The sequence below is a fragment of the Nocardioides ochotonae genome, from assembly GCF_011420305.2.
Lineage (GTDB): Bacteria > Actinomycetota > Actinomycetes > Propionibacteriales > Nocardioidaceae > Nocardioides > Nocardioides ochotonae.
In genome coordinates this window covers 4022929-4049314 of record NZ_CP061769.1, presented here as the reverse complement: position 1 = coordinate 4049314, position 26386 = coordinate 4022929, and the positions used below count along the sequence as shown (strand labels likewise).

Below are 26386 nucleotides of genomic sequence, written 5' to 3'. Positions count from 1 at the left end.
GTTATTGACGCTGCACCCACCGCATACGGCGTGTGCAGCGTCAATAACCCCGCGTTACAGCGGGGAGAGAGGGGCAGGGCCTACGGCGCCCCGCGCGGCTCCTCCTCGGACAGCACGTCGCTCAGCTCGTCGACGACCAGCAGGTCGCGGCGGACCTGGCCGGCGCGGAACGAGGCACGGCCGACCATGTGGCCGGCGACGACGCTGGTGCCCATCTGCATCAGCACGACCAGCCCGAGGATGCCCAGCGAGGCCACGTCGCGCAGGCTCAGCGCGAGGCCGGTGACGACGAGGAGCAGGCCGATCACCTGCGGCTTGGTCGCGGCGTGCATGCGGCTGAGCAGGTCGGGCAGGCGTACGACGCCGATCGCCGCGACCAGGGCGAAGAACGCCCCGCCCAGCAGGCAGACGGCGGCGAGCACGTCGGCGACGGTGGTCCAGTCCCAGCTCACGGATGCCCCCGGTGGTCGTCACTGTCGTCCTCGGCCTCGACGTCGTCGGTGCCGCTCGCGTAGCGCGCGATGCTCACCGAGCCGACGAAGCCGACCATGCTCAGCACGAGCAGCACCGGCAGCGCGTACGTCGTGTGCCGGTGTGCGGAGTACACCGCCATGCCGCAGATCGTGATCGCCATCAGCACGTCCAGGGCGACGCTGCGGTCCAGGATCGTGGGGCCGATGGTCAGCCGGATCACCGTCAGCAGGGCGGCGGCGCCGAGGATCGAGGCGGTCAGGAGAAGGACGATGCTCATGCCGCACCTGCCTGGGTGGCAGGGTCGGGTCGGGGCGTGAACGCGGCGAGGAAGCGCCGCTCCTGGTCCAGCGCCCGCGCGCGGAACTGGTCGGCCGCCGCCTCGTCGGGCACGTCCAGCACGTGCAGGTAGAGGGTGTGGGTGGAGCGGCGCGCCTCGATGACCACCGAGCCGGGCACCAGCGACAGCATCGAGGCCACCCCGGTGAGCACGAAGTCGGAGGTGGTCTCCAGGTCCACCGCGACCACCGCGTTGCGCACCGGCCGGCGCCGCAGGACGACCCCGGTCACCTGCAGGCTGGCCCTCAGGATGTCGACCATGAACCGCGCGGTCAGCCGCAGCGCGGCCCATGGGTGGACGGTGAGGTGGAGCTCCACGGGCGGCAGCGGGAAGACCAGGCACACGGTCACCGCGATCAGGAGTCCCGAGACCAGCAGCATCGGCGTCACGTCGCCCCACAGCGCCATCCAGACCAGGGTCAGCCAGACCAGCGCGCCGGGCTGGACGGCGCGGTAGCGGCTCGGCTTCACGCTGCCGTCGCGGCGCGGGGTCACCTTCGGGCTCACTGCTCGTCTCCCGTCAGCACCGCACCGAGGTACGGCGTGCGCTCCAGCAGGTCGTCCGCGGCCCGGTCGCTGAACGCGAACAGCGGGCCGGCGATGACGGTCAGCGCGACGCTGAGCGTGACCAGCAGCGCGGCGGGCAGGACCATGCTCTGTGGCATGTGCTTGGTGTCGTCCCCATCGGTGATGAGCTGGTGGAAGTCGCGGTCGGGCAGGTCGTCGTCACCGAGGCGGCGGGCCTCCTCGATGGCGGTCAGGGACAGCGACCCCTGGGCGGTGTGCACGTGGCCGCGGTGCTCGGCGAAGGGCTGCGAGCTGTAGCCCGGGTCGCGCTCGGCGATCTCCTCGAGGGCCTCGTGGGCCTCCGCGGGGGTGCGCCAGAAAGCGACAGCCCAGGTCTTGGCCACGGCGTACAGCGTCAGCAGGCTGGTGAGCACGCCGCCCACGACCAGCATCCAGGCCAGCGTCGAGCCCTGGTCCTGCGCGGCCTGGAGCAGCCCGACCTTGCCGATGAACCCGGAGAACGGCGGGATGCCGGCCAGGTTCATCGCTGGCACGAAGAACAGCACCGCCAGCAGCGGCGCGATCCGGGCGAGGCCGCCGATGCGCATCAGGGAGGTGCTGCCGGCGCGCCGCTCGACCAGGCCGACCACCAGGAACAGTGCGGTCTGCACGGTGATGTGGTGCACGACGTAGAAGATCGTGCCGGAGACGCCGGCGGCGGTGGCGAGCGCGATGCCGAGCACCAGGTAGCCGATGTGGCTGACCAGGGTGAAGGAGAGCATGCGCTTGATGTCGGACTGCGCGATGGCGCCGAGGATGCCGACCAGCATGGTCAGCAGCGCGGCCCACATCAGCAGTCCGGTCAACGGGCTCTCGGGGAACAGCAGCGTCTGCATGCGCAGGATCGCGTAGACGCCCACCTTGGTGAGCAGGCCGGCGAAGACGGCGGTGACCGGGGCCGGCGCGGTCGGGTAGCTGTCGGGCAGCCAGAACGACAGCGGGAAGACCGCGGCCTTGATCGCGAACGTCGTCAGCAGCAGCAGCTGGATCATCAGCGCCACGTGGTCGGGCAGGTCGGCGATCCGCGAGGCCAGGTGGGCCAGGGTCAGGGTGCCGGTGGCGGCGTAGACGACGGCCAGCGAGATCAGGAACAGCGTCGAGGACAGCAGGTTGACCAGGACGTAGATGGTGCCCGCTCGCAGCCGGGTGGCGGTGCCGCCGAGGGTCAGCAGCACATAGCTGGCGAACAGCAGCATCTCGAAGCTGACGAACAGGTTGAACAGGTCGCCGGCGAGGAACGCGTTCGCGACGCCGGCCACCAGCACCAGGAACGTCGGGTGGTAGACGGAGAGGGTCGCGTCCTCCTCGTCCTCGGTCATGCCCTGGCCGATCGAGTAGCCGAGGACCGCGAGGGTCACCAGCGCGCTGACCAGCAGCATCAGGGTGGCCAGCCGGTCGGCGACGAGCACGATGCCGAGGGTCTCGGGCCAGCCGCCGACCCAGAGGACCTGCGGCCCCTCGGTGTCGGCGGCCACCATCAGGACGCCGGCGATCACCACGATCGAGGCGAGCACCACCACGCTGACCCAGCGCTGGAGGCGCGGGTGCTGGCCGAGGACCAGGGAGAGGCCGGCGCCGAGGATCGGCAGCAGGACGGGAAGGGGGACCAGGGCGCTCACGGGCGGGGCTCCGTTCCGGGCACGGCGTCGAGGGCCGAGCCGTAGGTGACCGAGCCGCTGGCACCGGGGGTGTCGTCGCACTCGCGCGGGTCGTCGCTGACGTCGGTGTCCTCGTCGGAGGCAGCGCCGTACGCCTCGGAGGTGACGTCGGTGGCGGCCATCCGGCGGATGGCGGCGTCCTCGACGTCGTCCTGCACGTCGTCATGCTGGTTGAGCTGCCAGCTGCGGTAGGCCATCGCGAGCACGAACGCCGTCGTGGCCAGCGTGATCACGATGGCGGTCAGCACCATCGCCTGGGGCAGCGGGTCGGACATCTCGGCGGCCTCGCTGCTCTCGGAGCCGATGATCGGGGCGTTGCCGGACGGCCCGCCGGCGACGAGGAAGGCGAGGCTGACGCCGTTGCCCATCATCACCAGGCCGACCAGCACCCGCGACAGGCTGCGTTCGAGGAGCAGGTAGACCCCGCAGCCGAGCAGGGAGGCGGAGATCAGGACCAGGGTCAGGTTGATGTCGTTCATGCGCGGGCTGCCTCCTCGGCGGACGTCGTCTCGCCGGCGACGGGCTCGTTGACCAGACCGGCCTCCGACTCGCGGCGGGCCCGCACGACCTGGCGGTCGATGTGCGAGCCGAGCGCCCGCAGCAGGTCCAGGACCAACCCGACGACGACCAGGTAGACACCGACGTCGAAGAGGGCGGAGGTGACCAGGTGCAGGTCGCCCAGGAGCGGGATGTGCAGGTCGACGATCGCGCTCTGCAGGATCGACCCGCCGAAGGCCAGCGGCAGGACGGCGGCCAGTGCCGCGACCGCGAGACCGCCACCGATCAGCCGGCCGGCGTCCACCGGCGCCGCCTCGTCGAGCTCGTAGCGCCCACCGACGAGGTAGCGCACCACCAGCGCGAGGCCGGTGACCATGCCCGCGGCGAAGCCGCCGCCGGGCTCGTTGTGGCCGACCAGCAGCAGGTAGATCGAGAAGACGACGATCGTGTGGAACATCAGCCGGGTGACCACCTCGAAGATGATCGAGCGGCTCTCGGGCGGGAGCGTGCGCGGGGCCGCCAGCCACGGGCGGCGCCCGGGCGAGGTCGGCTGCTTGCGGACGGTCGCGGGGTAGGGGACCTCGTGCACGCGGCGGATGCCGGTGCCGCGGGTGTTGACGAAGATCAGGCTCGCGACGCCGGTCGCGGCCGCGACGAGCACGGTGATCTCACCGAAGGTGTCCCAGGCGCGGGCGTCGACGAGGATCACGTTGACGATGTTCTTGCCGCCGCCGTAGTCGACCGCCTCCTGGGGCAGCATCAGCGAGACCGGGTCGGCCACCCGGGCGCCGGCGGCCACCAGCATGAAACCGGCCGAGACGATCGCCACGGCCAGGCCGAGCGCCATGCGCCAGTAGCGCTGGCGAGACAGCGGGCGGTCGGTGAAGTACTCCGGCATCCGGCGCAGCGCCAGCACGAAGACCACGACGGTGAGGGTCTCCACCAGCGCCTGGGTCAGCGCCAGGTCCGGGGCGCCCTGCATGACGAACAGCAGCGCGGTGCCGTAGCCGGTGGCGCCGGCGAGCAGCACCGCCCGCAGCCGGCGACGCGACCGGGTCGCCATCACGGCGGCCGCGACGATCACGACCCCGATGACCGCCTGTGCGGGGTGCTCCCAGGGCGCGACGTCGATGTCGCCCCAGGCGCCGATCAGCGTGGAGCCGGGGACGACGACCACGACGGCCAGGATGATCCCGAGGTACGCCGAGGCCGAGCCTCGCTGCACGACACCGGTCACCTCGACGGCGGTGCGGTCCAGGACGCGCATGCCGCTGCGGTAGGCCCGCTCGAGGCTCCAGTCCAGCTGCCAGCGCGACTGCAGCCGGGCGACCCGGTCGCGCATCACGAACATCAGCGCACCGCCGGCGAGGGCCAGCAGGGTCGCCAGCAGCGGCAGGCCGAGGCCGTGCCACAGCGACAGCTCGGCGTGGTGGACCCCCTCCGGGACCGCCTCGAGGTACGGCGAGAGCAGCTCGGTGATCGGGCGGCCGAAGAAGCCCAGGACCAGGGAGAGCGCGGCGAGGAGCACCGGGCCGGCGGCGAAGCCGGGGTGGATCCGCGCGAGGGTCGGCTCCTCCTCGACCGTCCGGGTGGCGAAGGCGCCCCACACGAAGCGGGCGGAGTAGGCGGCGGTCAGCACCGAGCCGAGCACGACGCCGAGCAGCGTGAGCCACCCGGCCGCCCCGGCGAGACCGGTGCCGTCGCCGTCCTTGGCGACGTCCAACACCGCCACCAGCACGCTCTCCTTGGCGACGTAGCCCAGGAGCGGGGGCACGCCGGCCATCGAGGCGGCGGCGAGGACGGTGGCGCCGGCGATCACCGGCATCCGCCGGCCCAGGCCGCTGAGGCGGCGCAGGTCGCGGGTGCCCGCGCTGCGGTCGATGATGCCGACGACCAGGAACAGGGTCGCCTTGAAGAGTGCGTGTGCCAGCAGCAGGGCCAGGCCGGCGAGCAGCGCGCTGCGGGTGCCGATGCCGAGGACCATGATGAGGAAGCCGAGCTGGCTGACGGTGCCGAAGGCGAGCAGCAGCTTGAGGTCGGTCTGGCGCAGCGCGCGCAGCCCGCCGAGCAGCATCGTGGCGATGCCCAGGACCAGCAGGAGCGGGCGCCAGCCCGCGACCCCGGCGTACACGGGGGCGAGCAGCGCGACCAGGTAGACGCCGGCCTTCACCATCGAGGCGGCGTGCAGGTAGGCGCTGACCGGGGTGGGCGCGGCCATCGCGGCCGGCAGCCAGAAGTGGAACGGCACCAGCGCGGACTTGCTGATCGCGCCGACCAGGAGCAGGTGGATCGCGACCGTGACGGCGACCCCGGTGGGCGGGTCGGCGAGCAGCTCGCTGATCCGGTGGGTACCGCCGACGTGGCCGAGGATCAGCGCGCCGACGAGCATGCTCAGGCCACCGAGGGTGGTGACCACCAGCGCCTGGATCGCCGCCTGGCGGCTGGCCCGGCGAGCCGGGTCGTGGCCGATCAGCAGGAAGGAGAAGACCGTGGTCATCTCCCAGAAGACGTAGAGCAGCAGCAGGTCGTCGGCGAGGACCAGGCCGAGCATCGCGGCCACGAACGCGGTGAGGACGCCGGCGAAGCGGGGTACGCCGAGGCTGTCGTCGCGGAAGTACCAGGTGCAGTAGGCGAGCACCAGCGAGCCGACGCCGAGCACGACCATCGCCAGCAGCCACTGCAGCGGGCCCATGCGGAAGGCCAGCTCCATGCCGATGCTCTCGACCCAGGGGTGGGTCTCGCTCAGTGTCTCGCCGCGCGACATGGCGGGACCTTGAGCAGCGACCCACGCCGTACCGGCGAGCGGGCCAAGGGAGATGAGGAGGAACGCGCGACGGCCCCAGCGGCGTACGAGCCACGGACAGGCCGCCGACATCGCCAGCAGGACGGCGACCAGGATCAGCAAGGACCAGCCTTTCGGAGCCTCGGGCTTCGGGGACGACAGGTGGTGATAGTGAGTTCGATTCTACGGGGCGGAAGCCAGCGCCCCCGCGGCGCGGGGCACCTCTGGACGCGGACGACCCCTGCCTCGCGGGGAGACAGGGGTCGTCCGGCCGATCGCGGGTGAGGCCTCAGAAGGCGTCCTCGGGGAGGTCCATGACCGACAGGTCGGTGGCCTCCGCGATGGCGCGCTCGGCGCTGATCTTCGGCAGGTTGTACTGCGCGAAGAACTGCGCCGCGGCGACCTTGCCCTCGTAGAACGAGGAGTCCTTGGCGCTCAGCGAGCCGGCGTCGGGACCCTCGAGCTTGGCGAGCGCGACCTCGGCCTGGCGCAGCAGCAGCCAGCCGCAGACGACGTCGCCGAGCACCATCAGCAGGCGGCTGGTGTTGAGGCCGACCTTGTAGAGGTTGCGCACGTCGGCCTCGGCCGACATCAGGTCGTTGATCATGTGCCCGACGAGGGCGTTGGCGTCCTCGAGGGCGGTGCCGAGCAGGGCGCGCTCGTTCTTGAGGCGGGCGTTGCCGTTCTCGTCCTCGACGAGCTCCTTGATCTGCGCCGCGAGGTGGCCCAGCGCGCGGCCCTGGTCCTTCACGATCTTGCGGAAGAAGAAGTCCTGGCCCTGGATCGCCGTCGTGCCCTCGTAGAGGGTGTCGATCTTGGCGTCGCGGACGTACTGCTCGAGCGGGTACTCCTGGAGGAAGCCCGAGCCGCCGAAGGTCTGCAGCGACTCGGTGCCGAGCAGCACCCACGAACGCTCCGAGCCGTAGCCCTTGACGATCGGCAGCAGCAGGTCGTTGACGGCGTTGGCAAGGCGGTAGGCGTCGGTGTCGGTCTCGCCGGCGTGCTCGGCGAGCATGACGTCGTCCTGCCAGGTGGCGGTGTAGAGCACCAGCGCGCGCATGGCCTCGGCGAAGGACTTCTGCACCATCAGCGAGCGGCGCACGTCGGGGTGCTGGGTGATCGTGACGCGCGGGGCGGTCTTGTCGCCCGAGCGGGTCAGGTCGGCACCCTGGACGCGGGTCTTGGCGTACTCGAGCGCGTTGAGGTAGCCGGTGGAGAGGGTGGCGATGGCCTTGGTGCCGACCATCATCCGGGCGTTCTCGATGACCTGGAACATCTGCGCGATCCCGTTGTGGACCTCGCCGAGCAGCCAGCCGCGGGCCGGCTCGCCGCCGCCGACCTGCGGGTCGCCGAAGGTCAGCTCGCAGGTGTTGGAGACCTTGATGCCCATCTTGTGCTCGACGTTGGTGACGTAGACGCCGTTGCGCTCACCGGTGAGCTCGCCGGTCTGGTGGTCGAAGTGGTACTTCGGGACCAGGAAGAGCGAGAGGCCCTTGGTGCCCGGGCCGCCGACGCCCTCGACGCCCTCGGGGCGGGCGAGCACCATGTGCATGATGTTCTCGCTCATGTCGTGCTCGGCGGAGGTGATGAACCGCTTCACGCCGGTGATGTTCCACGAGCCGTCGTCGTTGAGCGTGGCCTTGGAGCGGCCGGCGCCGACGTCGGAGCCCGCGTCGGGCTCGGTGAGCACCATCGTGGCGCCCCACTGACGCTCCACCATGATCTCGGCGATGCGCTTGTCGCGGTCGTTGCCGTTGCGGTGCACGACGCCGGCGAACGGCGCGCCCGCGGCGTACATCCAGATCGGGGCGTTGGCGCCGAGGATCATCTCTGCGAGCGCCCAGTTGAGGCTGGAGGGGGCGGGGGTGCCGCCGAGCTCCTCGTTGATCTGGAGACGCCAGTACTCGGCGTCCATCCAGGCGCGGTAGCTCTTCTGGAACGACTCGGGCATCGGCGCCGTGTGGGTCTTCGGGTCGAAGACCGGCGGGTTGCGGTCGCTGTCCTCGTACGACGCGGCGAGGTCCTCGCGGGAGATGCGCTCGACCTCCGCCAGGATCTCGCGGGCGGTGTCGGCGTCGACCTCCGCGAACGGTCCGCTGCCCAGGATCTTGTCGCGACCCAGGACCTCGAAGAGGTTGAACTCGATGTCGCGAAGGTTGCTCTTGTAGTGGCTCACGGACCCACCTTTTCGTGTCTCGGGAAGGGGCCAGGCGGCTGCGCACCTTCATTACTGGCCAGTAACAACCATGGTAGTCCGGCGTCCGAGCGTCAGGCAAGCCGTCATCGACTGTGGTTCGCGACACGACGCAACCAAAGTGGCGTCTGTTCGGCGTTCCGCTAAAGTCGATGGAGTCGGTTAGATTAAGACTTCAGAGTGCCGATCTTTTCTGTCCGCTCGGTGGCAGGTGCAGTCACCGATCGATCCAAGGGTGCAACCTCATGCGTCAGCTCATCGTGCTCGGATTCGTCGGATTCCTGGCCCAGCTCATCGACGGCTCGCTCGGCATGGCCTACGGCGTCACGTCGTCCACGCTGCTCCTGGCCGCCGGTGTCGCGCCGGCGGCCGCCTCGGCCGCCGTCCACTTCTCCGAGATCGGGACCTCGCTGGTCTCCGGCATCTCCCACCACAAGCTCGGCAACGTCGACTGGCGCACCGTCTCGATCCTGGCCGTCCCCGGCCTGGTCGGGGCGTTCGCGGGCGCGACCTTCCTGGTCAGCCTGGACGGCGACGCGGCCAAGCCGTGGGTCGCGGGCATCCTGCTGACGCTCGGCGTCTACGTGATCTGGCGCTTCCTGGTGCTCGGCGGCAAGCGCCCGACGTTCAAGGGTCGTCCGCCGGCCGCGATGCTCGCCCCGATGGGCCTGGTCGGCGGCGCTCTCGACGCCATCGGCGGCGGCGGCTGGGGCCCGGTCGGCACCACCACGCTGCTCTCCTCGGGTCGCCTCGAGCCGCGCAAGGTGATCGGCTCCATCGACACCTCCGAGTTCCTCGTCGCGATCGGCGGCTCCGCGGGCTTCCTGCTCGCCCTGGGTCACGCCGAGATCGAGTGGGGCATCGCGGGCGCGCTGCTCGCCGGTGGCGTCGTCGCCGCCCCCATCGCGGCCTGGCTGGTCAAGCACCTCGCCGCGCGGGTGCTCGGCGTGGCCGCCGGCGGTCTGATCATCGTCACCAACGCCAAGACCATCATCGAGACCCTCGGCGTCTCCGGTGCTGCGGTCGGCGCGACCCTGATCGTCCTGGTCATCGCCTGGATCTCCGGCATCGTCTGGGCGGTGCGCCAGGAGCGCGCGGCCCGTGCCGCGGAGGCCGAGCTCGCTGCTCTCGCCGAGCGCGACGAGGACTCCATCGACGCGGTGCTCCCGACCGCCTGAGCGGAGGGTCTGGTCGACGGGGCAGGTCGGCGGGGGGTTCGTCGACCGGATCCATCGACTTTTCTGACACACTGGACCCATGCGTGTTTCCGCCAAGTCCGACTACGCCCTGCGTGCGCTGATCGAGATGGCGGCGCGCCCTGATGGCCGCGCCATCAGTGCCGAGGAGCTCGGGCGCCTCCAGGAGATCCCGCACGGGTTCCTCCAGGCGATCCTCGCCGACCTGCGTCGCGCCGGCGTGGTGATCTCCCAGCGGGGTCAGTCCGGTGGCTGGCGGATGGCCCGCCCGGCCTCGGAGGTCTCGGTGGCCGACGTGATCCGCGCCGTCGACGGCCCGCTGGTCTCCGTCTACGGCCTGCGTCCCGAGGCGGTCACCTACAACGAGGCCGCCGACGTCCTCCAGCACGTCTGGATCGCCGCGCGCCACTCGCTGCGCGACGTCTTCGAGCAGGTCTCCATCCAGCAGCTCTCCGACCGCAAGCTCCCCGACGCGGTCACCTCCCGCACGGCCGACGAGGACGCCTGGCAGCCGCACTGAGGCTCGGTGGTGGCCCGGCGTCCAGCTGTAACGCGGGGTTATCGTCGCTTCACACGCGTCGTACGGCGTGGGAAGCGTCCACAGCGCGTGTGAACATCTCCGGTGCGCAACCATGGGCGTCGACTCGGCGAGGGCCTTCACGAGAACGTGTTTCAGTTCTAGGCTCCGGGACATGACGACCGATGGGATCACCAGCGACGCGTTGACCTGGCTGGCCGCGAACGACCCGCACCCGGCGCGACTCGCCTCGCAGCGCTCGTTCTCCGCGGTCGCCAAGGGCGACCTGGAGGAGTGGCTGACGGTGTACGCCGAGGACGCCGTGCTCGAGGACCCGGTCGGTCCCTCGATGTTCGACCCCGAGGGGCGCGGGCACCACGGGCACGCGGGGCTGCGGAAGTTCTGGGAGACCGCGATCGCGTCGATCGACCGCTTCGAGTTCACCGTGACCGAGTCGTTCGCCAACCCCGGCAGCAACACCTGCGCCAACCTCGCGTCGATCCGCACCTCGTTCGCCGATGGCAGCCACACCACGACCGACCTGATCACCGTCTACGTGATCGACGACGACGGCAGGGTCACCTCGATGCGCGCCTTCTGGGAGCCCGAGCGGACGATGGCGAGCTTCACCAAGCCCTGAGAGGGCACCTCGTCAGTCGGTGTAGCGCGCCACCCACTCGACCAGCGGGCGCAGCCGCGCCCAGTCTGCGCGCACCACGTCGAGCAGCTCGCCGGTGTGCACGACGGGGCCGAACCCGATGTCGTGCACCGCGCTCAGCGAGCGGTGCCGCAGCAGATCGATGCGCGGGTGGTCCGCGTCGTACCCCCGCGGGCTCGTCTTCAACCGGTCGCCACCGACCTCCCAGCCCTCGCTGCGCAGCGCGGCGACGATCTGCTCGAGCTCGGTGCCGGTGCGCGGCTCGTCGATCGCGCTGCGGATCCGGGCCAGGTGCTCGGGGGTCGCGCGGTAGAAGCCGCCCTCGGTGGTGACGCCGCGCGGGGAGATCTGGACGTACCAACCGGTCGAGGCGCCGACGGCCACGAACGCCCCCTGGTGGGTCTTGTACGGCGTCTTGTCCTTGCGGAAGCGGACGTCGCGGTAGGGGCGGAAGATCTTCGCGGTGCCGAACTCCGGCGCCAGCGCGGCGCACAGCGCCTCCATCGGCGCGCGCACGGCCTCGGCGTACACGTGCTTGTGGGCCTCCCAGAACGACCGGGTGTTGTCGAGCTCCAGGTCGTCGTAGAAGTCCAGGGCGGCGACGGGGAAACCAGCGAACTCGCTCACGCCGATCACCCTACGGATCGGGCCGGAGACGCCGGCATGGGGCCGGGGGCGGCCATCGGGCCGGGTGAGGCGGGCCACCGGAGGTGGCGGGGAGGAAATGGAGCGGATGACGAGACTCGAACTCGCGACATCGACCTTGGGAAGGTCGCGCTCTACCAACTGAGCTACATCCGCACGACCCGGGCAACCGGGTCGTCGACACCTTATACGGCGCCGCCCGCGCTCGTGGCAGCGACCCGCACGAAGTCGGGGTGCTTGGGCTCGATCGCGTCGCCCGAGGAGCGGCCGGTGAGCCGGCGGTGGATCCACGGCGCGAGGAACTCCTTCACCCAGCGGGCGTCGGCGCGCAGCCGCTCGCCGCGGGAGACCTCGTCGAGGTCGGGCAGCGGGAGCGGGGAGAGGTCGTGCTCCACGCCGAGGGCGTCGAGCAGCATCGCCGCCACGATCTGGTGCCCGGCCGGGCCGAGGTGCATCCGGTCCACGTCCCACAGCCGCGGGTCGTGGGCGAGCACGCCCTCGGGCAGCAGCTGGGAGACCCGCCAGGAGTCCGCGACGACCGCGCCGTGGGTCTCCGCGATCATCCGCACGTGCTCGTTGTAGAGCGCGAACCGCCCGCGGATCGGGGCGTAGATGCCGTTCGCGCCCGGGTCGAACGCCGTGAACAGCACCAGCTGCGCGCCGGTCGCCGCGAGCCGGCCCACCGCCTCGTCGTACGCCGTGGCGAGGGCGTCGAGGTCCACCTTCGGGCGCACGATGTCGTTGGCGCCGGCGTAGATCGTGATCAGGTCCGGCTCGAGCGCGATCGCCGGTTCCACCTGCTCCTCGATGATCCCCAGCAGCTTGCGGCCGCGGATCGCCAGGTTGGCGTAGCCGAAGTCGTGGCCCTCGGCCTCCGCCCGCGCCGCGAGCACCTCGGCGGTCCGGTCGGCCCAGCCGCGCAGGCCGTTGGGGCGGGTCGGGTCGGGGTCACCGACACCTTCGGTGAAGGAGTCGCCCAGGGCGACGTAGCGGCGGAAGGACATGACCCCATCTTGCCGACCGGCTCCACGGTCTCAACGTTGCGGCCCCGCCGGGCGTTGGGAGGGTGTCGGATGGGCCACAGGCGGCGGCCGGACACGCGGGCCGGACACACGGGGAGGGTGGATGGACGGGTTCGAGGAGTTCGTCGAGGCGGAGACGCCGCGGCTGCTCGGGCTCGCCCACGCGCTGACCGGCAACCCGCACGACGCCTGGGACCTGGTGCAGGAGGCGCTCGTGCGTGTCGGGGTCCGGTGGCGCCGCCTGGCCGACCAGAACCCCGGCGGCTACGCCCGCACCACGCTGGTGCGGCTGCGGGTGGACCGCGCCCGTCGGCTGCGCCGCGAGCTGCTCCCTGGACTGCTTCCCGAGCGGGCGGCACCGGTGGTCATCACCGAGGAGCTCGACCCCTGGCTGCTCGCGGCGCTGGGGCGGCTGAGCCCGCACCAGCGCGCCGCGGTCGTGCTGCGCGTGCTCGAGGACCTCGAGCACGCCGAGATCGCCGCGCGGCTCGGTTGCTCCGAGGGCACCGCGCGAAGCCACCTGTCCCGAGGCCTGGCCCGGCTGCGCGAGGCGGCCGAGGAACGCATGGAGGTGGAGTGATGGACGAGCGTCAGGACGAGAGCAGGACCGAGGACGCCCTGCGAGCGCCGTTGACTGCCGTCGCCGCGGCGGCCCGGCCCACGGCCGCTGCCGGCTCCGTCGTACGACGAGGGGTGCGGCGCCGACGTCGGTTGCGCGGGGCTGCGGTCGCGGCCGGGGCCGGAGCCGTGGTCGTGGGTGTGGCCCTGGCGGCCACGGTGCTGCCGAGCGGCCCCGAGGGGTCTGGCCCGTCGAACCCCGCGACCGCACCGGCCGACGGGGCCGAGGGGGCCGCGGTGTTCGACTGCCCGCTGGGGCACCGGGTCTTCCGCGACCCGGCGCCGATCCCGGACCTGGCCGAGCAGGAGCGGGTGGTCACGGAGGTGCGCGGGCTGGTGCGCAACGTGTGGACGGTGCGCCACGCCGAGCCCACCGCGCTGGGGGTGGTCGCGCTGGTGCAGGGCAACGTCGGGCTCGCCGAGCAGCAGCTGCCGGAGCACCGTGTGGCGCTGGTGGCGCCGTGGTCGCAGCGCCTGGACGTCGCCGCCCAGGTGGACCGCGTCCTGGAACAGGCGATCCTCCCGGTCGCCGGCCTGGTGCGCCGCGAGACCGACGGGCTGTCCGGGAACGCGGGCGTCGCGGTGTGGAAGGACGCCGGCGCGGTGGTGGTGTCCTGGCGCGCCCCGGCGCCGCCCGAGGTGCAGGCGCTGGCGGGGGAGCAGGCCGGTGGGGTGCGGGTGATCGTGGACGAGGTGCGGTGGTCGGGCCTGGACGTGCACGACGCCTCTGTGACGCTGTGGGAGCGCGCCCAGCGGATGCCCGACGTGGAGCTGACCTCGACCGGCGCGTGCGGCGACCTGAGCGGAATGGTCGTCGGCGTGGCTGCGCCGCTCGAGGAGACACGCCGGGCCGAGCTCCAGCAGCGCTTCGCCGAGATCGCCGGGATGCCGGTGAAGGTGGTCGAGGGTGACGCCGTCGTGGGGCTCTACGAGGGCGGGGACGACCTCAGCGAGTGAACGCCACCCGGGCGGCGTCCACCTCGGCGGCCACCCGGTCAGCGGCCCGGCGCAGGTCCACCGGCGCGCCGTCGGCGAGGTCGCGCTCCAGCTCCGCGCAGGCCGCGGCCAGGCGCACGGCACCCACGGCCGCGCTGGCGGACTTCAGGCTGTGCGCGACGGCGGCGGCGCCGGCGCGGTCCTCGTCCGCGGCAGCCCGGCACAGGACCTCGACCTGCTGCTCGGCGTCGGTGCGCCACGCGGAGACCAACGACTCGGCGAGGGCCGGACCGCTGTCGCCCAGGTGGCGCAGCAGCGTCTCGAGCACCATCGGGTCGACGGCGGCGAGCAGCGCCGCCTCGGTCGGGACGGCCGCGGCGGCGGCCGTCGGGGCCGGCTCCTCCGGTCGCTCGGGTGCCGGGCCCCCGCGCCGCGGCGTACGACGCAGCTCCTCGGCGAGCTCATCGGAGCGCACCGGCTTGGCGAGGTGGGCGTCCATCCCGGCGGCGAGGCTGTCCTCGCGCTGCTCGACCAGCGCGTTGGCGCTCAGCGCGACGATCCGGGGCTGGTCCTCGGGCGGCAGCTCGGCGCGGATCCGGCGGGTCGCCTCATGGCCGTCCATCACCGGCATCTGCACGTCCATCAGCACCAGGTCGTACGGCGCGGTGCGCACGGCCACCAGCGCCTCCTGGCCGTTGGCGACGATCACCGGGCGCTGGCCGAGCCGCTCGAGCATCAGGCCGGCCACGCGCTGGTTCACCGGGTTGTCCTCGGCGAGCAGCACCCGCAGCCGGCCGATCGGCTCGTGCTCGGGGCGCTCGGCCTCGGAGATCCGCGCGCCCAGGCTGCGGGCCACGGTGCTGCGCAGCGCGACGGCCTTGACCGGCTTGGTGAGGTGCACCAGGCCGAGCTCGGCCGCGCCCGGGATCCGGTCACCGAGCGAGGTGAGCAGCACCAGCGGGACGTCCTCCCAGCCGGCGGTCGCCCGCAGCCCGGTGGCGAGCGCCACGCCGTCGAGGTCGGGCATGTGCATGTCGAGGATCGCGACGTCGGGCACCCGCTCGGCCGCGGCGACGAGCGCCTCGACCGGCGACTCCTCATCGACCACGTGCATGCCCCACGACTCCAGCTGGGCGCGCAGGATCCGTCGGTTCGTGGCGTTGTCGTCGACGACGAGCGCGCGGCGGCCCGGCAGCTCCGCCGGCGCCACGCGCACCTGGTCCTCCTGCTCCTCGCCGAGCTCGAGCGGCACCACCACGGTGAACGTCGAGCCGACCCCGACCTCGCTGGTCACGTCGATGCGACCGCCCATGGCGTCCACGAGGCGCTGGCTGATCGCCAGGCCGAGACCGGTGCCGCCGTACACGCGGGTGGTGCTGGAGTCGACCTGGGAGAAGGAGCGGAACAGCCTGTCCATCCGGTCGGCCGGGATGCCGTCGCCGGTGTCGCACACCGCGAAGGCGATGACGCACGAACCGGAACCGGAGCCGGGACCGGTGGCCGGCGCGACCGAGACGAGCACCTCGCCGGCGGCGGTGAACTTCACCGCGTTGCCGACCAGGTTGGCCAGCACCTGGCGCAGCCGGGTCACGTCGCCCACGACCACCGGCGGCACCGCCGGGTCGATGTGGGCGACCAGGTCGAGGCCCTTGGCGCTGGCCTGAGCCGCCACCAGGTCCAGGCAGCTCTCGACGCAGTCGCGCAGCACGAACGGGTGGTGGTCGAGCTCGAGCTCCCCGGCCTCGATCTTGGAGAAGTCCAGGACGTCGTTGATGATCGCCAGCAGCGTCGACCCGCTGTTGCGGACGGTCTCGGCGTACTCGCGCTGGTCTGCGGCGAGGTCGGTGTCGAGCAGCAGCTCGGACATGCCGATGACGGCGTTCATCGGGGTGCGGATCTCGTGGCTCATCGTGGCCAGGAAGGCCGACTTGGCGGCGTTCGCGTCCTCGGCGGTACGCCGGGCCGCGATCAGCTCGTCCTCGTGGCGCAGGGTGTCCTCGCGGGCGGCACGCAGGGCGCCGGCCATCTCGTCGAGGCCCTCGCCGATCGCGCTCAGCTCCCGGGGCGCCGCGACCTCGTTACGGGCGGTGAGGTCGCCGCGGCCGAGGGTGTGGATCTGGGTGAGCAGCTGGTCGACGGGGGTGACGACGGAGCGCACCAGCCGGCGCCGCTGCACGGTCATGGCGAGCACGCCGCCCACCAGCAGCAGCACCTCCACCACCAGTGCCACCTGGATGACCGCCTGGCGGTGGTCGTCCAGGCTCGCCCGGCGGGCGTCGGCGGCGTCCTGGACCTCCTGGTAGGCGTCGCGGTAGTCGTCGAACAGGGTCTGGCCGTCGCGGACGAACTGGCGGCGCTCGGCGTCCACGGCGCTGCTGCTGAACGTCGCGCCCCGGGCCATCGCGGGCTGGGCCCACTCGGTGGCCCAGCGCCGGATCCGCTCCTCCTGCTCGTCGAGGAGCGCCGGGAGCCCGGGCTCGTCCTCGAAGGCCTCACGGGCGGTCGCGAGCGGGCCGGCGATGTCCTGGCGGGCCAGGAAGTAGACGTCCAGCATCGAGCGGTCGCCGGTGATCAGGTAGGCACGCAGCCCGGTCTCCTGGTCGATCATCGCCATGTGCTTGGTCCGTTCGGCCCGCGCTCCGGTGCCGACCCGGTCGATCGCGGGGTTCACCACGGCGGCGAGGTAGCCCAGCAGGAGGAGGTTGACCAGCGCGACGCCGGCCACCGCCAGGAGGCCGGTGAGCGAGGCGCGGCGTACCTGACGGGAAAGACTCACCGCGCGATCGTCCCAGATGGTGCGGGGGCGCCATGTGTGATCTCGCTCCCGGTAGGTTGAGCGCGTGCTGCTCTCAGACCGCGACATCACTGCGGAGATCAAGGCCGGACGGGTCGCCCTCGACCCCTGGGACGAGGCGATGCTGCAGCCGTCGTCGGTGGACGTGCGCCTGGACCGGTTCTTCCGGGTGTTCGAGAACCACCGCTACCCCCACATCGACCCGGCCGCGGACCAGAGCGACCTGACCCGCGAGGTCGAGCCGGAGGGTGACGAGCCGTTCATCCTGCATCCCGGGGAGTTCGTGCTCGGCTCGACCTACGAGGTGCTGACCCTCCCCGACGACATCGCGGCGCGGGTCGAGGGCAAGTCCTCGCTGGGCCGTCTGGGCCTGCTCACCCACGCCACTGCCGGGTTCGTCGACCCCGGCTTCTCCGGGCACGTCACCCTGGAGCTCGCCAACGTCGCGACGCTGCCGATCAAGCTCTACCCGGGCATGAAGATCGGCCAGTTCTGCTTCTTCCGGCTCACCTCGCCCTCGGAGCACCCCTACGGCTCGGCGAAGTACGGCTCGCGCTACCAGGGCCAGCGCGGGCCGACGCCGTCGCGCTCGTTCCAGAGCTTCCACCGCACCCCGATCTGATCGCTCGGCTGCGGGAGGACCGCTCGCGGGCGTAAGGTTAGGTTTGCCTAACGCCTACGACGGGAACTCGATGACCGCCACCCCCACGCACGCCCTCCCCCTGCTCCTGGAGGAGGTCGAGGTACGCCGCGTGGACCGGATCTCGCCCAGCTTTGTCCGCCTCCAGCTCGGCAGCCCCGCGCTGGCCGACCTCGGTGTCGACGGCGAGTGGTGGGACCAGCGCTTCAAGCTGATCGTGCCGCACGTCCCGGGCGGGCCCCTGCCGAGGTTCGAGGCCGCCGACGCCGACTGGTACGCCGCCTGGCTGGAGCGTCCGGTCGAGGAGCGCGGGGTGATGCGCACCTACACGATCCGCGAGGTCGTCGGCGAGGGTGCGGACACCCGCATCGTGGTGGACATCGTGCTGCACGAGGACGGCGAGATGGGCCCCGGCGCCGCCTGGGCCGCGGCCGCGCAGGTCGGCGACCGGGCGGTGGTGCTGGCGCCGCGACGCGGCCAGCAGTTCGGCGGCATCGAGTTCGTGCCCGGCACCGCCTCGCGGGTGCTGCTCGCGGGTGACGAGACCGCCGTCCCGGCGATCACCGCGATCCTGGCCCAACTGTCTCCCGACGCCCGGGGCGCCGCCTTCCTGGAGGTCCCGATGATCGGGGACATCCTCTCGGTCGTGCACCCCGAGGGCGTCCAGATCGTCTGGCTGCCCCGCGAGGGCGCCCCGCTCGGCTCCCGCCTGCACCCCGCGGTGCTCGAGCACCTCGGGCTCGGCGCGGTCGCGGAGGCCGCGGCGGCGCAGGTCGCCGACGACGAGGTGGACCCCGACCTGTGGGAGACCCCGACGTACTCCTCCTCCGGCGAGCCGGTGCTCGACCCGGTGGTGCTCCGCGAGGCCGACGTGCGCGACGGGCTCTACCTGTGGATCGCGGGGGAGTCGCGGGTGGTCACCGGGCTGCGCCGCGCGCTGGTCAAGGACCACGGCTTCGACCGGCGTCAGGTGGCCTTCATGGGCTACTGGCGCCAGGGCGTCGCCATGAAGTCCTGACCCGGCTTTAGTTCTCGAGGCGGTCCGCGAACCGGCGCAGGCCGGCCGCGAGGCGGTGGCGTCGAGGGAGGCTGGGGACGCGCGGGCTCGAGGCCCGGGCGATGCGCTCCTCGATCTGGTGGCGTGCCTGCTGCTCGATGAGGGGACGGAACTCGCTCATGGGGTGCTCCCGGGGTGGGTGGGCCGCATCGGCCCGGAGACGGGTGGGACGTCAGGCCGGCACCACGACGATGTCGCCGGTCACGGTGGTGGCGCACAGCTCGATGTGGTCCTGACCCTCGGCAGGGGCGCCCGTGCCCGCCAGGTCGGAGCGGACGGTGCCGCTGATCGTGGTGACGTCGGCCCAGACCGCGACGCCGTCGGGTACGCCGACGCGCACGTCGCCGGACGCCCCGGTGCTCCGCAGCCGGCCGCGCCGGGCGGTGGCGACGGTGAGGTCGCCGCTGCCGGTGGTGAGGGTGACGTCGGCGCAGACCTGGCGGATGCGCAGGTCGCCGGTGCCGGTCTTGACGACGGCGGGCGCCTCGACCGCGTCGATCACGACGTCGCCGGACCCGCTGGAGGTCGTGAGTGCGGCGGCGCAGCGACCGAGGTGGACGTCGCCGGAGCCGCTCTTCACGCGGAGCGCGGCGAGGGCGCGCTCGATGCGCACGGTCCCCGACCCGCTCTCGACCAGCGCCGGGCCGGTGAGCTCCTCGACCTGCACCGCGCCGGAGCCGGTGCGGACCTGGAGGCTGGCGATCGACCCGGCGACGCCGATGTCGGCGGAGGCGGTGCGCAGCGCCGCGTTGCTCGCGGTGGGCAGCTCGACCTGGACGAGCAGCTCGGCGGCCGCGCCGCCGAGGAACCCCGCGCGGTGCCGGGGCGCGAGCACCTCGATCCGGTCGTCGTGCTGCACGACGGTGGTGGCCGGGGCGTCGGCGCCGACGACGCGCACGCGGGTCGCGTCGGTCTGCGTCGCGGTGAGCTCGACCCGGCCGTGGTGGATCTCGACGAGGAGGTCCACCGGGCGGGGGGTCGCCAGCTCGTGGGTGCGGACGGTGCTCATGGTGTCTCCTCGCTCGGTCGGTGCCCGGAGCCCGGGATCAGAGCCAGCCGGTCATGCGGCGGTTGCCGGGGCGGCCCCGGCCCAGCGGGTCGGAGCCGAGGAACGGGATGCTGGAGAGGTCGATGTCGATGTTGATCGCGCTCTCCTGGGTGGCGGTGCGGACGGCCTGGACCAGCCAGGCGTTGAGGGACTGCCCGGCGCCGGCCGCGAGCTCCTCGGCGCGGGCCTTCAGCGACTCCGGGATGCGGAGCGTGATCCGGGCGACGCTGTCCTCCTCCTCGTCCTCCGCCGCCGGACCGGGCGGTGCGGGCGGGGCCGGGGGTGTCGGCGGGGCGGGCGGCCGGGCGTCCACGACGAAGGCGAGCTCGCGTCCGTCGAGGCGGACGTCCACCCCGCCGGCCGGCATCTCCGCGGTGATCTCGCTGGCGGCCTGGGAGACCGCCTCCATGATCGCCAGCCGGGCCGACGCCTCGAGCGCGTAGCCAAGGCGCTCCGCGGCGCGGCGTACCTCCTCGTCGCCGGTCGCGGCCGCGGCGGCGAGGTCGCGGCGGAGGCTCTCGACGTACGGCGTGATGTCCATGAGCACCACGCTGACACCATCGTGGTGTCACGTCAAGGGCCTGGTGATGTCGCGATGACATCGCATCGGCGTCGGGTGGCGCCCGCATCCGGCCGAGGTGGCGCCTGTGCGGACGGTCACCCGGCGGTTTGCCGCCCTTTGCGAACGGGCACCCGACCTGATGCTCATCGCGCGCACGGGTCGCGCGGGGCTGTGCAGAGAGGCGTGGCTGATGGATGCTCCGACCGCGGCAGGGACCCTGATCGACGCCCAGCCCGTCGACTACCTGGTCATCGCGCTCTACTTCGCCGTGGTCATCGGGATCGGCGTGCTCGCCCGGCGTCAGGTGTCGGACTCGGTGGACTTCTTCCTCTCCGGGCGCTCGCTGCCCGCGTGGGTCACCGGCCTGGCGTTCATCTCCGCCAACCTCGGTGCCGTCGAGATCATGGGCATGTCCGCCAACGGTGCGGAGTACGGCCTGCCGGCGGTCCACTACTTCTGGGTGGGCGCGATCCCGGCGATGCTGTTCCTCGGCGTCGTGATGATGCCGTTCTACTACGGCTCCAAGGTCCGCTCGGTCCCGGAGTTCATGTACCGCCGCTTCGGCACCGGCGCGCACCTGGTCAACTCGCTGTCCTTCGCGGTCGCCCAGCTGCTGATCGCCGGCATCAACCTCTACCTGCTCGGCACGATCATCCAGGCGCTGCTCGGGTGGGACCTGATCGTGGCCCTGCTGGTCGCCGCGATCGTGGTGCTCTCCTACATCACGTTGGGCGGGCTGAGCGCGGCGATCTACAACGAGGTGCTCCAGTTCTTCGTCATCGTGGCCGCGCTGTTGCCACTGACGCTGATCGGCCTGGACCGCGTCGGCGGCTGGAACGGGCTGACCGACAAGATCACCGAGAACGCCGGCGCCGGCGGCTCCGCCTCCGCGGCCGAGCAGCTGAACTCCTGGCCCGGCAACGCGCTCACCGGCTTCGACTCCGACCTGCTCTCGGTGATCGGCATCGTCTTCGGCCTCGGCTTCGTGCTGTCCTTCGGCTACTGGACGACCAACTTCGTCGAGGTGCAGCGCGCGATGGCCTCGGACTCGATCAGCTCGGCGCGCAAGACGCCGATCATCGGCGCCTTCCCCAAGATGTTCGTCCCGTTCATCACGATCCTGCCCGGCATGATCGCCGCGGTCCTCGTCACCGAGATCGCCCAGACCAAGGCCGGTGAGACCGTCGAGGGCGGGGCCAGCGGCACGGTCAAGCTCAACGACTCACTTCTGTACTTGATGCGCGACCTGTTGCCCAACGGCCTGCTCGGCCTGGCGATCACCGGTCTGCTCGCCGCCTTCATGGCCGGGATGGCGGCGAACATCTCCGCCTTCAACGCGGTGTTCTCCTACGACCTGTGGCAGCGCTACGTCGTCAAGGACCGCGACGACGCCTACTACCTGCGCATCGGCCGGCTCGCGACCGTCGGCGCCACCGCGGCGGCGATCGGTACGGCGTTCTTCGCCTCGAGTTTCTCGAACATCATGGACTACCTCCAGACGCTGTTCGGGTTCTTCAACGCCCCGCTCTTCGCGACCTTCATCCTCGGCATGTTCTGGCGCCGGATGACCGCGACCGCGGGCTGGGTCGGCCTGGTGGCCGGCACCCTGGCGGCGGTCTCGGTGGCGTTCCTCAGCGAGGACTCCTTCGGCTCGCTGAGCCTCGGCGTACTCCCGCTCAGCGGCCAGGGCGCGTCGTTCGTGGCCGCCGGCGCGGCGTTCGTGGTCGACGTGCTGCTCAGCATCGCGGTATCGCTGGTCACCAAGCCCAAGCCCCGCGCCGAGCTGGTCGGCCTGGTCTACTCCGAGACCCCGCGCGAGAACCTCGTCGACGCGGACGAGGCGACGTACCCCTGGTACCGCCGCACTCTGCCGCTCGCCGGCGTCGCCCTCGTCATGGTCATCATCCTCAACTTCGCCTTCTGAGCAGGGAGTCTCGATGTCGCAGCGTTCGAAGTCCCGCCGTGCTGAGCGACGCCACAAGGCCGGCGCGCTCGACATCCGCAACGTGATCGGCCTGCTGATCGCGACGTACGGCGTGATCCTCACCCTGATGGGCCTCTTCGGCGACACCGCGAGTGAGAAGACCGGTGGCACCAACGCCAACCTGTGGGCCGGCCTCGCCATGCTCGTCGCCGGGCTGGGCTTCCTGACCTGGGCCTGGGTGCGTCCGCTGCTGGTGGCCGCCGGGGACGACGGTGCCACGGACACGGACACGGACACGGACGCCTCGGCCGTGGGTGACGAGCGGGCCTGAGGGTTCGCTGCGGCCGGCTTGGGTCGGCCGCGGGTGTTGTCGTTTGGTCCCCAACGACAACGTTTCGGGGGTCTTCGGTGTCGTTCGTGACCATTCGGGGCCTGGGTGCCCCGGTGGGCGGTGGTGCCGGGCGCTGAGCTGGCGCGCGCGTCGTGGGGGCGGGCGCCGGGGCGCGGGACCCTGTCGTTTGGTCCCCAACGACAACAGTTCGGGGCGTTGCGGTGTCGTTCGTGACCAATCGCGTCGGGAACGACGAACGGGCCGTACGGAGGGCGCCGAGGCGTCCCGTCCGCACGACCCGTCGGTCGTGATCAGTTGATCAGAGGTCGAACAGCGACCCGCTGCCGTGGATGTCCACGTCAGTGCGGGGCTGGTGCGCCTCGCCGTTGACGGCCGGGGCCGGCTTGGTGTCCTCGGCCGGGGCCTCGGGCTCGACGTCGGCGTCCGCGGGGGTCTCCGGCTGCGAGGCCGGCTCGTCCTCGGTGACCGGCTCGGCCGGGGCTTCGCTCGCGGCCTGGGTGGCCGCCTCGCTGACCTCGGCGCCGCTGGGCTGCTCGGGAGCTGCCACCTCGGCCTGCGGCTCGGGTGCGGCCTCGGGGGCCTCAGCCGCAGGAGCTGCCGGAGCTGCCGGAGCCGCCGGAGCCGCAGCCGGCTCGGGGGCCGCGATGTCGAACAGCGAGCCGAGGTTGTCGAAGTCGACGTCCGTCGCCGGGGCGGGGGAGTCGGCCACGACCGGGGCGGGCGTTGCGGGCGCAGCCTCCGCGACCGGCTCGGGCTCGGCCGGAGCCTCGACCGGGGTCTCGACCGGGGCGGGCGCGGCCGGGGCCTCGTCCGCCGGAGCCGGTGCGGCCGGAGCGGGAGCCGGTGCCGCCTCGGGAGCGGACAGGTCGAACAGCGAGCCGAGGTTGTCGAAGTCGACGTCGGCCTGCGGCTCGGTGGCCGCGGGGGCGGGCTCCGCCTTGGTCGCGACAGTCTCGACAGGCTCCGCCTTGGTCTCGGCAGCCGGAGCAGCCGGAGCAGCCGGCTCCTCGGCGACCAGGTCGAACAGCGAACCTCCGGCACCCAGGTGGACCTCCGCCTTGGCAGGCGCCGCCGCGGCGGGCTCCGCCTTGGCAGGCTCAGCCTTGGCCTCGGCCTTGGCCTCAGCCGGCGCAGGCGCGGCCGCGGGAGCAGCCGGCTCATCGCCGCCCAGGTCGAACAGCGAACCGCCGGAGCCGAGGTCGGTCTCGGTCTTGGCGGTCTTCGCCGGAGCAGCCTTCGTCGGGGCCGCCGGAGCAGCCTCAGCAGCCGGCTCGTCACCCCCGAGATCGAACAGCGAGCCGCCGCTGGAGGCGGGCTTGGCGTCCTGCGCCTCCTGGGCGACCGGCTTCCCGGCCTTCGCGGTGGTCGGCTCGTCGAACATCGAGGAGGCGTCGTCGAAGAGCGAGGAGCCGCCGGAGGCCTTGGCCGCCGGGCCGGCGTCCTCGGTCGCGGTCACGGTGTTCTCGGTCTGGGTGACGTCGCCCGACTCGGGCTCGGCCTTCGTCGCCACGTCCGCGTCGGTCCCGGCGGACTTCGCCGTACCGGCGGCCTTCGCCGCGGGAGCGGGCGCCGCGACCGGAGCCGCGCCGGCGCCCGGTGCGAGCTTGGTGGCCATCTCGCCCTTGACCGAGGCGAGCAGCATCTGCGCGACGTCGAGGACCTCGACCTCCTCGCGGGCCTCGCCCTTGGCCTGCTGGGCGGTGAGGCCGTCGGAGAGCATCACGCGGCAGAACGGGCAACCGGTCGCGATCTGGTCGGCACCGGTGCCGACGGCCTCCACGGTGCGGTTGACGTTGATCCGCTCGCCGAGGTTCTCCTCCATCCACATGCGAGCGCCACCGGCGCCGCAGCAGAAGGACCGCTCGGAGTTGCGCTCCATCTCGCGGACCTCGGCGCCCGGGAGCACCTGGAGCAGCTCGCGCGGCGGCTCGTAGACGCCGTTGTGGCGACCGATGTAGCAGGGGTCGTGGTAGGTGATCGTGCGCTTGTGGGCGCCGGCGCCGTCGTTGACCGGCGTCAGCTTGCCCTCGCGGACCAGGCGGTTCAGCAGCTGGGTGTGGTGGACCACCTCCAGCTCGATGCCGAACTCCTTGTACTCGTTCTTGAGCGTGTTGAAGCAGTGCGCACAGGTCGTGACGGCCTTCTTGACCTTGTACTCCTTGAACGTCTCGACGTTCTGGGTGGCCAGGCCCTGGAAGACGAACTCGTTGCCGGCGCGCCGCGCCGGGTCGCCGGTGCAGGTCTCGCCGTTGCCGAGGACGCCGAAGGAGACGCCGGCCATGTCGAGCAGCTCGGCGACCGCGCGGGTGGTCTTCTTGGCGCGGTCCTCGTAGGCGCCGGCGCAGCCGACCCAGAACAGCCAGTCGACCTCTTCGAGCGACTCGATGTCGTCACCGACGACCTTGACGTCGAAGGGCAGGTCCTTGGCCCAGTCGAGGCGGGCGTTCGCGGACATGTTCCACGGGTTGCCCTTGTTCTCCAGGCCCTTGAACAGCCCGTTGAGCTCGGCGGGGAAGTTCGACTCCACGAGCACCTGGTAGCGGCGCATGTCCATGATGTGGTCGACGTGCTCGATGTCGACGGGGCACTGCTGGACGCAGGCGCCGCACGAGGTGCACGACCAGAGCACGTCCTCGTCGATCACCGCGGAGCCGGACTCCGGCATGTAGAACCACTCGTCGGGGTCGGTCTTGCCGACGAGCGGGCGCTCGGCCTCGCGGGCCAGCACCTCGTCCTTCTCCAGCAGCGCGGTGGCCGCCTCGCTGCCCTCGCCGCCGGCGGTGCTGTACGGCGCCTTGGCGTAGGCGTGGTCGCGCATGGCGGTGATCAGCAGCTTCGGGGACAGAGGCTTGTCGGTGTTCCAGGCCGGGCACTGGCTCTGGCAGCGACCGCACTCGGTGCAGGTCGTGAAGTCGAGGATGCCCTTCCAGGAGTAGTCCTCGATCTTGCCGACACCCAGCGTCGCGTCCTCGTCGAGGTCGTCGATGTCGTCGAGCGTGACGGCCTTGCCGTCGTTGGTGAGCGGCTTCATCGCGCCGAGGGCGGTGCGACCGGAGCCCTCGCGCTTGAACCAGATGTTGGGCCAGGCGGTGAAGCGGTGCCAGGCGACGCCCATCGTGAGGTTGTTGGCGATCACCATCAGCCAGATCATCGCGGTCACGATCTTGAGCATCGCGATGACGACGATGATGGTCTCGAGGGTGCCCTCGGAGCCGGCGGAGGTCGGGAAGATCGCGTCACCGACGACCGAGCTGATCGGGAAGTGGAAGGCGTCGAAGTCCTCGGGGTGGTCGCTGGCGATCCGGCCCAGGTTGTACTCCGCGCCGCGGATGAAGAGGATCGCGGAGCCCTCGAGCAGCGCCATGGCCTCGACGAAGTAGGCCTGCCAGAAGTTGGAGCCGTAGAAGCGGCTCTTCTTCCCCTTGCGCCGGGGGTGGTTCACCTGGCGGTAGATGATCAGGAAGACGATGCCGACGGTGCTCAGCAGGCCGAGGCCCTCGCTGACCCACTCGTAGAGGAAGAAGTGGCCGATGAGCGGCAGCGCGAAGTCCGGCTTGAACAGCTGGAAGTAACCGGTCAGCACCGCGCCGCTGAGCACGATGAACCCGGCGTAGACGAACCAGTGCATGATGCCGACCCAGTGCCACTGGAGCATCCGGGTGTGACCCAACGTCTCCTTGACCATCGTCCAGGAGCGGCGCCCCGGCTGGTCGGTGCGGCCCGTGGTCGGGCCACCGACGCGCAGGGTCGCAAGGATGCTGCGGACGGCGATCGCGGTCATGGTGACGGCGACGACGGTGAAGGCCAACGAGACAACGATGGCGAAGATCTGCATGGACTACGGCTCCTCGTCGTGGTGCGTGCCCGGCACCGGGCACGATCGCGAGCCTAGGGGGCTCGCCCAGAGC

At 71.8% G+C, this 26386-nt stretch carries 23 protein-coding genes and 1 tRNA gene; 9 read left to right on the top strand and 15 right to left on the bottom strand.

The genetic code is table 11. The annotated features are described in order from the left end of the window. Nucleotides 1-80 precede the first annotated feature (80 nt). From mnhG to HBO46_RS19430, 7 genes are all read right to left on the bottom strand, one after another. Nucleotides 81-452, bottom strand: a complete 372-nt coding sequence (gene mnhG, locus HBO46_RS19460) for a monovalent cation/H(+) antiporter subunit G (protein WP_166134677.1) — start codon at nt 450-452, stop codon at nt 81-83. Further along, the gene (locus HBO46_RS19455) at nt 449-751 is read right to left on the bottom strand and encodes a monovalent cation/H+ antiporter complex subunit F (RefSeq protein WP_166134674.1); all 303 of its coding nucleotides are present in this window, start codon (nt 749-751) and stop codon (nt 449-451) included. The genes mnhG and HBO46_RS19455 overlap by 4 nt, the downstream gene beginning before the upstream one ends. Beyond that, a complete protein-coding gene (locus tag HBO46_RS19450) occupies nt 748-1317 on the bottom strand; it encodes a Na+/H+ antiporter subunit E (protein ID WP_166134671.1) in 570 nt (189 codons plus the stop codon). Before HBO46_RS19450 ends, HBO46_RS19455 begins: the two co-directional genes overlap by 4 nt. Further along, nucleotides 1314-2996 carry a Na+/H+ antiporter subunit D gene (locus tag HBO46_RS19445; RefSeq protein WP_166134668.1) on the bottom strand — a complete coding sequence of 561 codons (1683 nt, stop codon included), beginning with the start codon at nt 2994-2996 and terminating at the stop codon, nt 1314-1316. Before HBO46_RS19445 ends, HBO46_RS19450 begins: the two co-directional genes overlap by 4 nt. After that, nucleotides 2993-3514: a Na(+)/H(+) antiporter subunit C gene (locus tag HBO46_RS19440; RefSeq protein WP_166134666.1), complete on the bottom strand. Its 522-nt coding sequence runs from the start codon at nt 3512-3514 to the stop codon at nt 2993-2995. The genes HBO46_RS19445 and HBO46_RS19440 overlap by 4 nt, the downstream gene beginning before the upstream one ends. Next, a complete protein-coding gene (locus tag HBO46_RS19435) occupies nt 3511-6438 on the bottom strand; it encodes a Na+/H+ antiporter subunit A (protein WP_166134663.1) in 2928 nt (975 codons plus the stop codon). Before HBO46_RS19435 ends, HBO46_RS19440 begins: the two co-directional genes overlap by 4 nt. Nucleotides 6439-6604: 166 nt before the next feature. Next, a complete protein-coding gene (locus HBO46_RS19430) occupies nt 6605-8491 on the bottom strand; it encodes an acyl-CoA dehydrogenase (protein WP_166134660.1) in 1887 nt (628 codons plus the stop codon). Between the two features lie 263 nt (nt 8492-8754). Here HBO46_RS19430 and HBO46_RS19425 point away from each other — a divergent pair, with 263 nt between their 5' ends. From HBO46_RS19425 to HBO46_RS19415, 3 genes are all read left to right on the top strand, one after another. Then, on the top strand, nt 8755-9687 hold the full coding sequence (locus HBO46_RS19425; protein WP_166134657.1) for a sulfite exporter TauE/SafE family protein: 933 nt from the start codon (nt 8755-8757) through the stop codon (nt 9685-9687). A gap of 79 nt (nt 9688-9766) precedes the next feature. Beyond that, nucleotides 9767-10225: an RrF2 family transcriptional regulator gene (locus tag HBO46_RS19420; protein ID WP_166134655.1), complete on the top strand. Its 459-nt coding sequence runs from the start codon at nt 9767-9769 to the stop codon at nt 10223-10225. A 172-nt stretch (nt 10226-10397) separates the two neighbouring features. Further along, nucleotides 10398-10862, top strand: a complete 465-nt coding sequence (locus tag HBO46_RS19415; protein WP_166134652.1) for a nuclear transport factor 2 family protein — start codon at nt 10398-10400, stop codon at nt 10860-10862. A 12-nt stretch (nt 10863-10874) separates the two neighbouring features. Here the strand turns inward: HBO46_RS19415 and HBO46_RS19410 are convergent, their stop codons facing one another. From HBO46_RS19410 to HBO46_RS19400, 3 genes are all read right to left on the bottom strand, one after another. Continuing rightward, nucleotides 10875-11507, bottom strand: coding sequence for a DUF2461 domain-containing protein (locus tag HBO46_RS19410; protein WP_317983883.1), 633 nt, complete (start codon nt 11505-11507; stop codon nt 10875-10877). A gap of 98 nt (nt 11508-11605) precedes the next feature. Beyond that, nucleotides 11606-11681, bottom strand: a tRNA-Gly gene (locus HBO46_RS19405). Between the two features lie 29 nt (nt 11682-11710). Further along, entirely contained in the window at nt 11711-12529 is an 819-nt protein-coding gene (locus HBO46_RS19400) for an SGNH/GDSL hydrolase family protein (RefSeq protein ID WP_166134649.1), read from the bottom strand. Between the two features lie 121 nt (nt 12530-12650). On the opposite strand from HBO46_RS19400, the gene HBO46_RS19395 reads away from it, so the two are divergent. Together HBO46_RS19395 and HBO46_RS19390 are read left to right on the top strand one after the other, a co-directional pair. Next, entirely contained in the window at nt 12651-13127 is a 477-nt protein-coding gene (locus HBO46_RS19395) for a SigE family RNA polymerase sigma factor (RefSeq protein WP_166134645.1), read from the top strand. Continuing rightward, entirely contained in the window at nt 13127-14122 is a 996-nt protein-coding gene (locus tag HBO46_RS19390) for a hypothetical protein (RefSeq protein ID WP_166134642.1), read from the top strand. Before HBO46_RS19395 ends, HBO46_RS19390 begins: the two co-directional genes overlap by 1 nt. On the opposite strand, the gene HBO46_RS19385 is transcribed toward HBO46_RS19390, so the two are convergent. Then, the gene (locus tag HBO46_RS19385; protein ID WP_166134639.1) at nt 14112-16877 is read right to left on the bottom strand and encodes a response regulator; all 2766 of its coding nucleotides are present in this window, start codon (nt 16875-16877) and stop codon (nt 14112-14114) included. The two genes, HBO46_RS19390 and HBO46_RS19385, sit on opposite strands and share 11 nt — an antisense overlap. Nucleotides 16878-16941: 64 nt before the next feature. Here HBO46_RS19385 and dcd point away from each other — a divergent pair, with 64 nt between their 5' ends. Both dcd and HBO46_RS19375 read left to right on the top strand, forming a co-directional pair. Then, nucleotides 16942-17517, top strand: coding sequence for a dCTP deaminase (gene dcd / locus HBO46_RS19380; RefSeq protein WP_166134636.1), 576 nt, complete (start codon nt 16942-16944; stop codon nt 17515-17517). Nucleotides 17518-17587: 70 nt separating this feature from the next. Continuing rightward, nucleotides 17588-18553 (top strand): siderophore-interacting protein, encoded by a 966-nt coding sequence (locus HBO46_RS19375; protein ID WP_166134633.1) that lies wholly within the window; start codon nt 17588-17590, stop codon nt 18551-18553. Nucleotides 18554-18560: 7 nt separating this feature from the next. Here the strand turns inward: HBO46_RS19375 and HBO46_RS19370 are convergent, their stop codons facing one another. The 3 genes from HBO46_RS19370 to HBO46_RS19360 are packed head-to-tail and all read right to left on the bottom strand — an operon-like array spanning nt 18561 to nt 20181. Further along, complete coding sequence (locus tag HBO46_RS19370; protein WP_166134631.1) at nt 18561-18713, bottom strand: hypothetical protein; 153 nt, start codon at nt 18711-18713, stop codon at nt 18561-18563. A 51-nt stretch (nt 18714-18764) separates the two neighbouring features. Beyond that, the gene (locus tag HBO46_RS19365) at nt 18765-19601 is read right to left on the bottom strand and encodes a DUF4097 family beta strand repeat-containing protein (protein ID WP_166134628.1); all 837 of its coding nucleotides are present in this window, start codon (nt 19599-19601) and stop codon (nt 18765-18767) included. Nucleotides 19602-19638: 37 nt separating this feature from the next. Further along, a complete protein-coding gene (locus HBO46_RS19360) occupies nt 19639-20181 on the bottom strand; it encodes a toxin-antitoxin system HicB family antitoxin (RefSeq protein WP_166134625.1) in 543 nt (180 codons plus the stop codon). A gap of 211 nt (nt 20182-20392) precedes the next feature. Here HBO46_RS19360 and HBO46_RS19355 point away from each other — a divergent pair, with 211 nt between their 5' ends. Both HBO46_RS19355 and HBO46_RS19350 read left to right on the top strand, forming a co-directional pair. Further along, nucleotides 20393-22126: a sodium:solute symporter family protein gene (locus HBO46_RS19355; RefSeq protein ID WP_166134622.1), complete on the top strand. Its 1734-nt coding sequence runs from the start codon at nt 20393-20395 to the stop codon at nt 22124-22126. A 13-nt stretch (nt 22127-22139) separates the two neighbouring features. Continuing rightward, nucleotides 22140-22457, top strand: a complete 318-nt coding sequence (locus HBO46_RS19350; protein WP_166134619.1) for a hypothetical protein — start codon at nt 22140-22142, stop codon at nt 22455-22457. Nucleotides 22458-22776: 319 nt separating this feature from the next. Here the strand turns inward: HBO46_RS19350 and HBO46_RS19345 are convergent, their stop codons facing one another. Continuing rightward, nucleotides 22777-26313: a (Fe-S)-binding protein gene (locus HBO46_RS19345; protein WP_166134616.1), complete on the bottom strand. Its 3537-nt coding sequence runs from the start codon at nt 26311-26313 to the stop codon at nt 22777-22779. Nucleotides 26314-26386: the final 73 nt, after the last annotated feature.

Excerpts from the sequence above, each read along its gene's own strand:
- HBO46_RS19455 (WP_166134674.1), bottom strand. The coding sequence starts at position 751 with ATGAGCATCGTCCTTCTCCTGACCGCCTCGATCCTCGGCGCCGCCGCC.
- HBO46_RS19440 (WP_166134666.1), bottom strand. The coding sequence starts at position 3,514 with ATGAACGACATCAACCTGACCCTGGTCCTGATCTCCGCCTCCCTGCTC.
- HBO46_RS19425 (WP_166134657.1), top strand. The coding sequence starts at position 8,755 with ATGCGTCAGCTCATCGTGCTCGGATTCGTCGGATTCCTGGCCCAGCTC.
- HBO46_RS19420 (WP_166134655.1), top strand. The coding sequence starts at position 9,767 with ATGCGTGTTTCCGCCAAGTCCGACTACGCCCTGCGTGCGCTGATCGAG.
- HBO46_RS19415 (WP_166134652.1), top strand. The coding sequence starts at position 10,398 with ATGACGACCGATGGGATCACCAGCGACGCGTTGACCTGGCTGGCCGCG.
- HBO46_RS19400 (WP_166134649.1), bottom strand. The coding sequence starts at position 12,529 with ATGTCCTTCCGCCGCTACGTCGCCCTGGGCGACTCCTTCACCGAAGGT.
- HBO46_RS19395 (WP_166134645.1), top strand. The coding sequence starts at position 12,651 with ATGGACGGGTTCGAGGAGTTCGTCGAGGCGGAGACGCCGCGGCTGCTC.
- HBO46_RS19390 (WP_166134642.1), top strand. The coding sequence starts at position 13,127 with ATGGACGAGCGTCAGGACGAGAGCAGGACCGAGGACGCCCTGCGAGCG.
- HBO46_RS19375 (WP_166134633.1), top strand. The coding sequence starts at position 17,588 with ATGACCGCCACCCCCACGCACGCCCTCCCCCTGCTCCTGGAGGAGGTC.
- HBO46_RS19370 (WP_166134631.1), bottom strand. The coding sequence starts at position 18,713 with ATGAGCGAGTTCCGTCCCCTCATCGAGCAGCAGGCACGCCACCAGATC.
- HBO46_RS19365 (WP_166134628.1), bottom strand. The coding sequence starts at position 19,601 with ATGAGCACCGTCCGCACCCACGAGCTGGCGACCCCCCGCCCGGTGGAC.
- HBO46_RS19360 (WP_166134625.1), bottom strand. The coding sequence starts at position 20,181 with ATGGACATCACGCCGTACGTCGAGAGCCTCCGCCGCGACCTCGCCGCC.
- HBO46_RS19355 (WP_166134622.1), top strand. The coding sequence starts at position 20,393 with ATGGATGCTCCGACCGCGGCAGGGACCCTGATCGACGCCCAGCCCGTC.
- HBO46_RS19350 (WP_166134619.1), top strand. The coding sequence starts at position 22,140 with ATGTCGCAGCGTTCGAAGTCCCGCCGTGCTGAGCGACGCCACAAGGCC.
- HBO46_RS19345 (WP_166134616.1), bottom strand. The coding sequence starts at position 26,313 with ATGCAGATCTTCGCCATCGTTGTCTCGTTGGCCTTCACCGTCGTCGCC.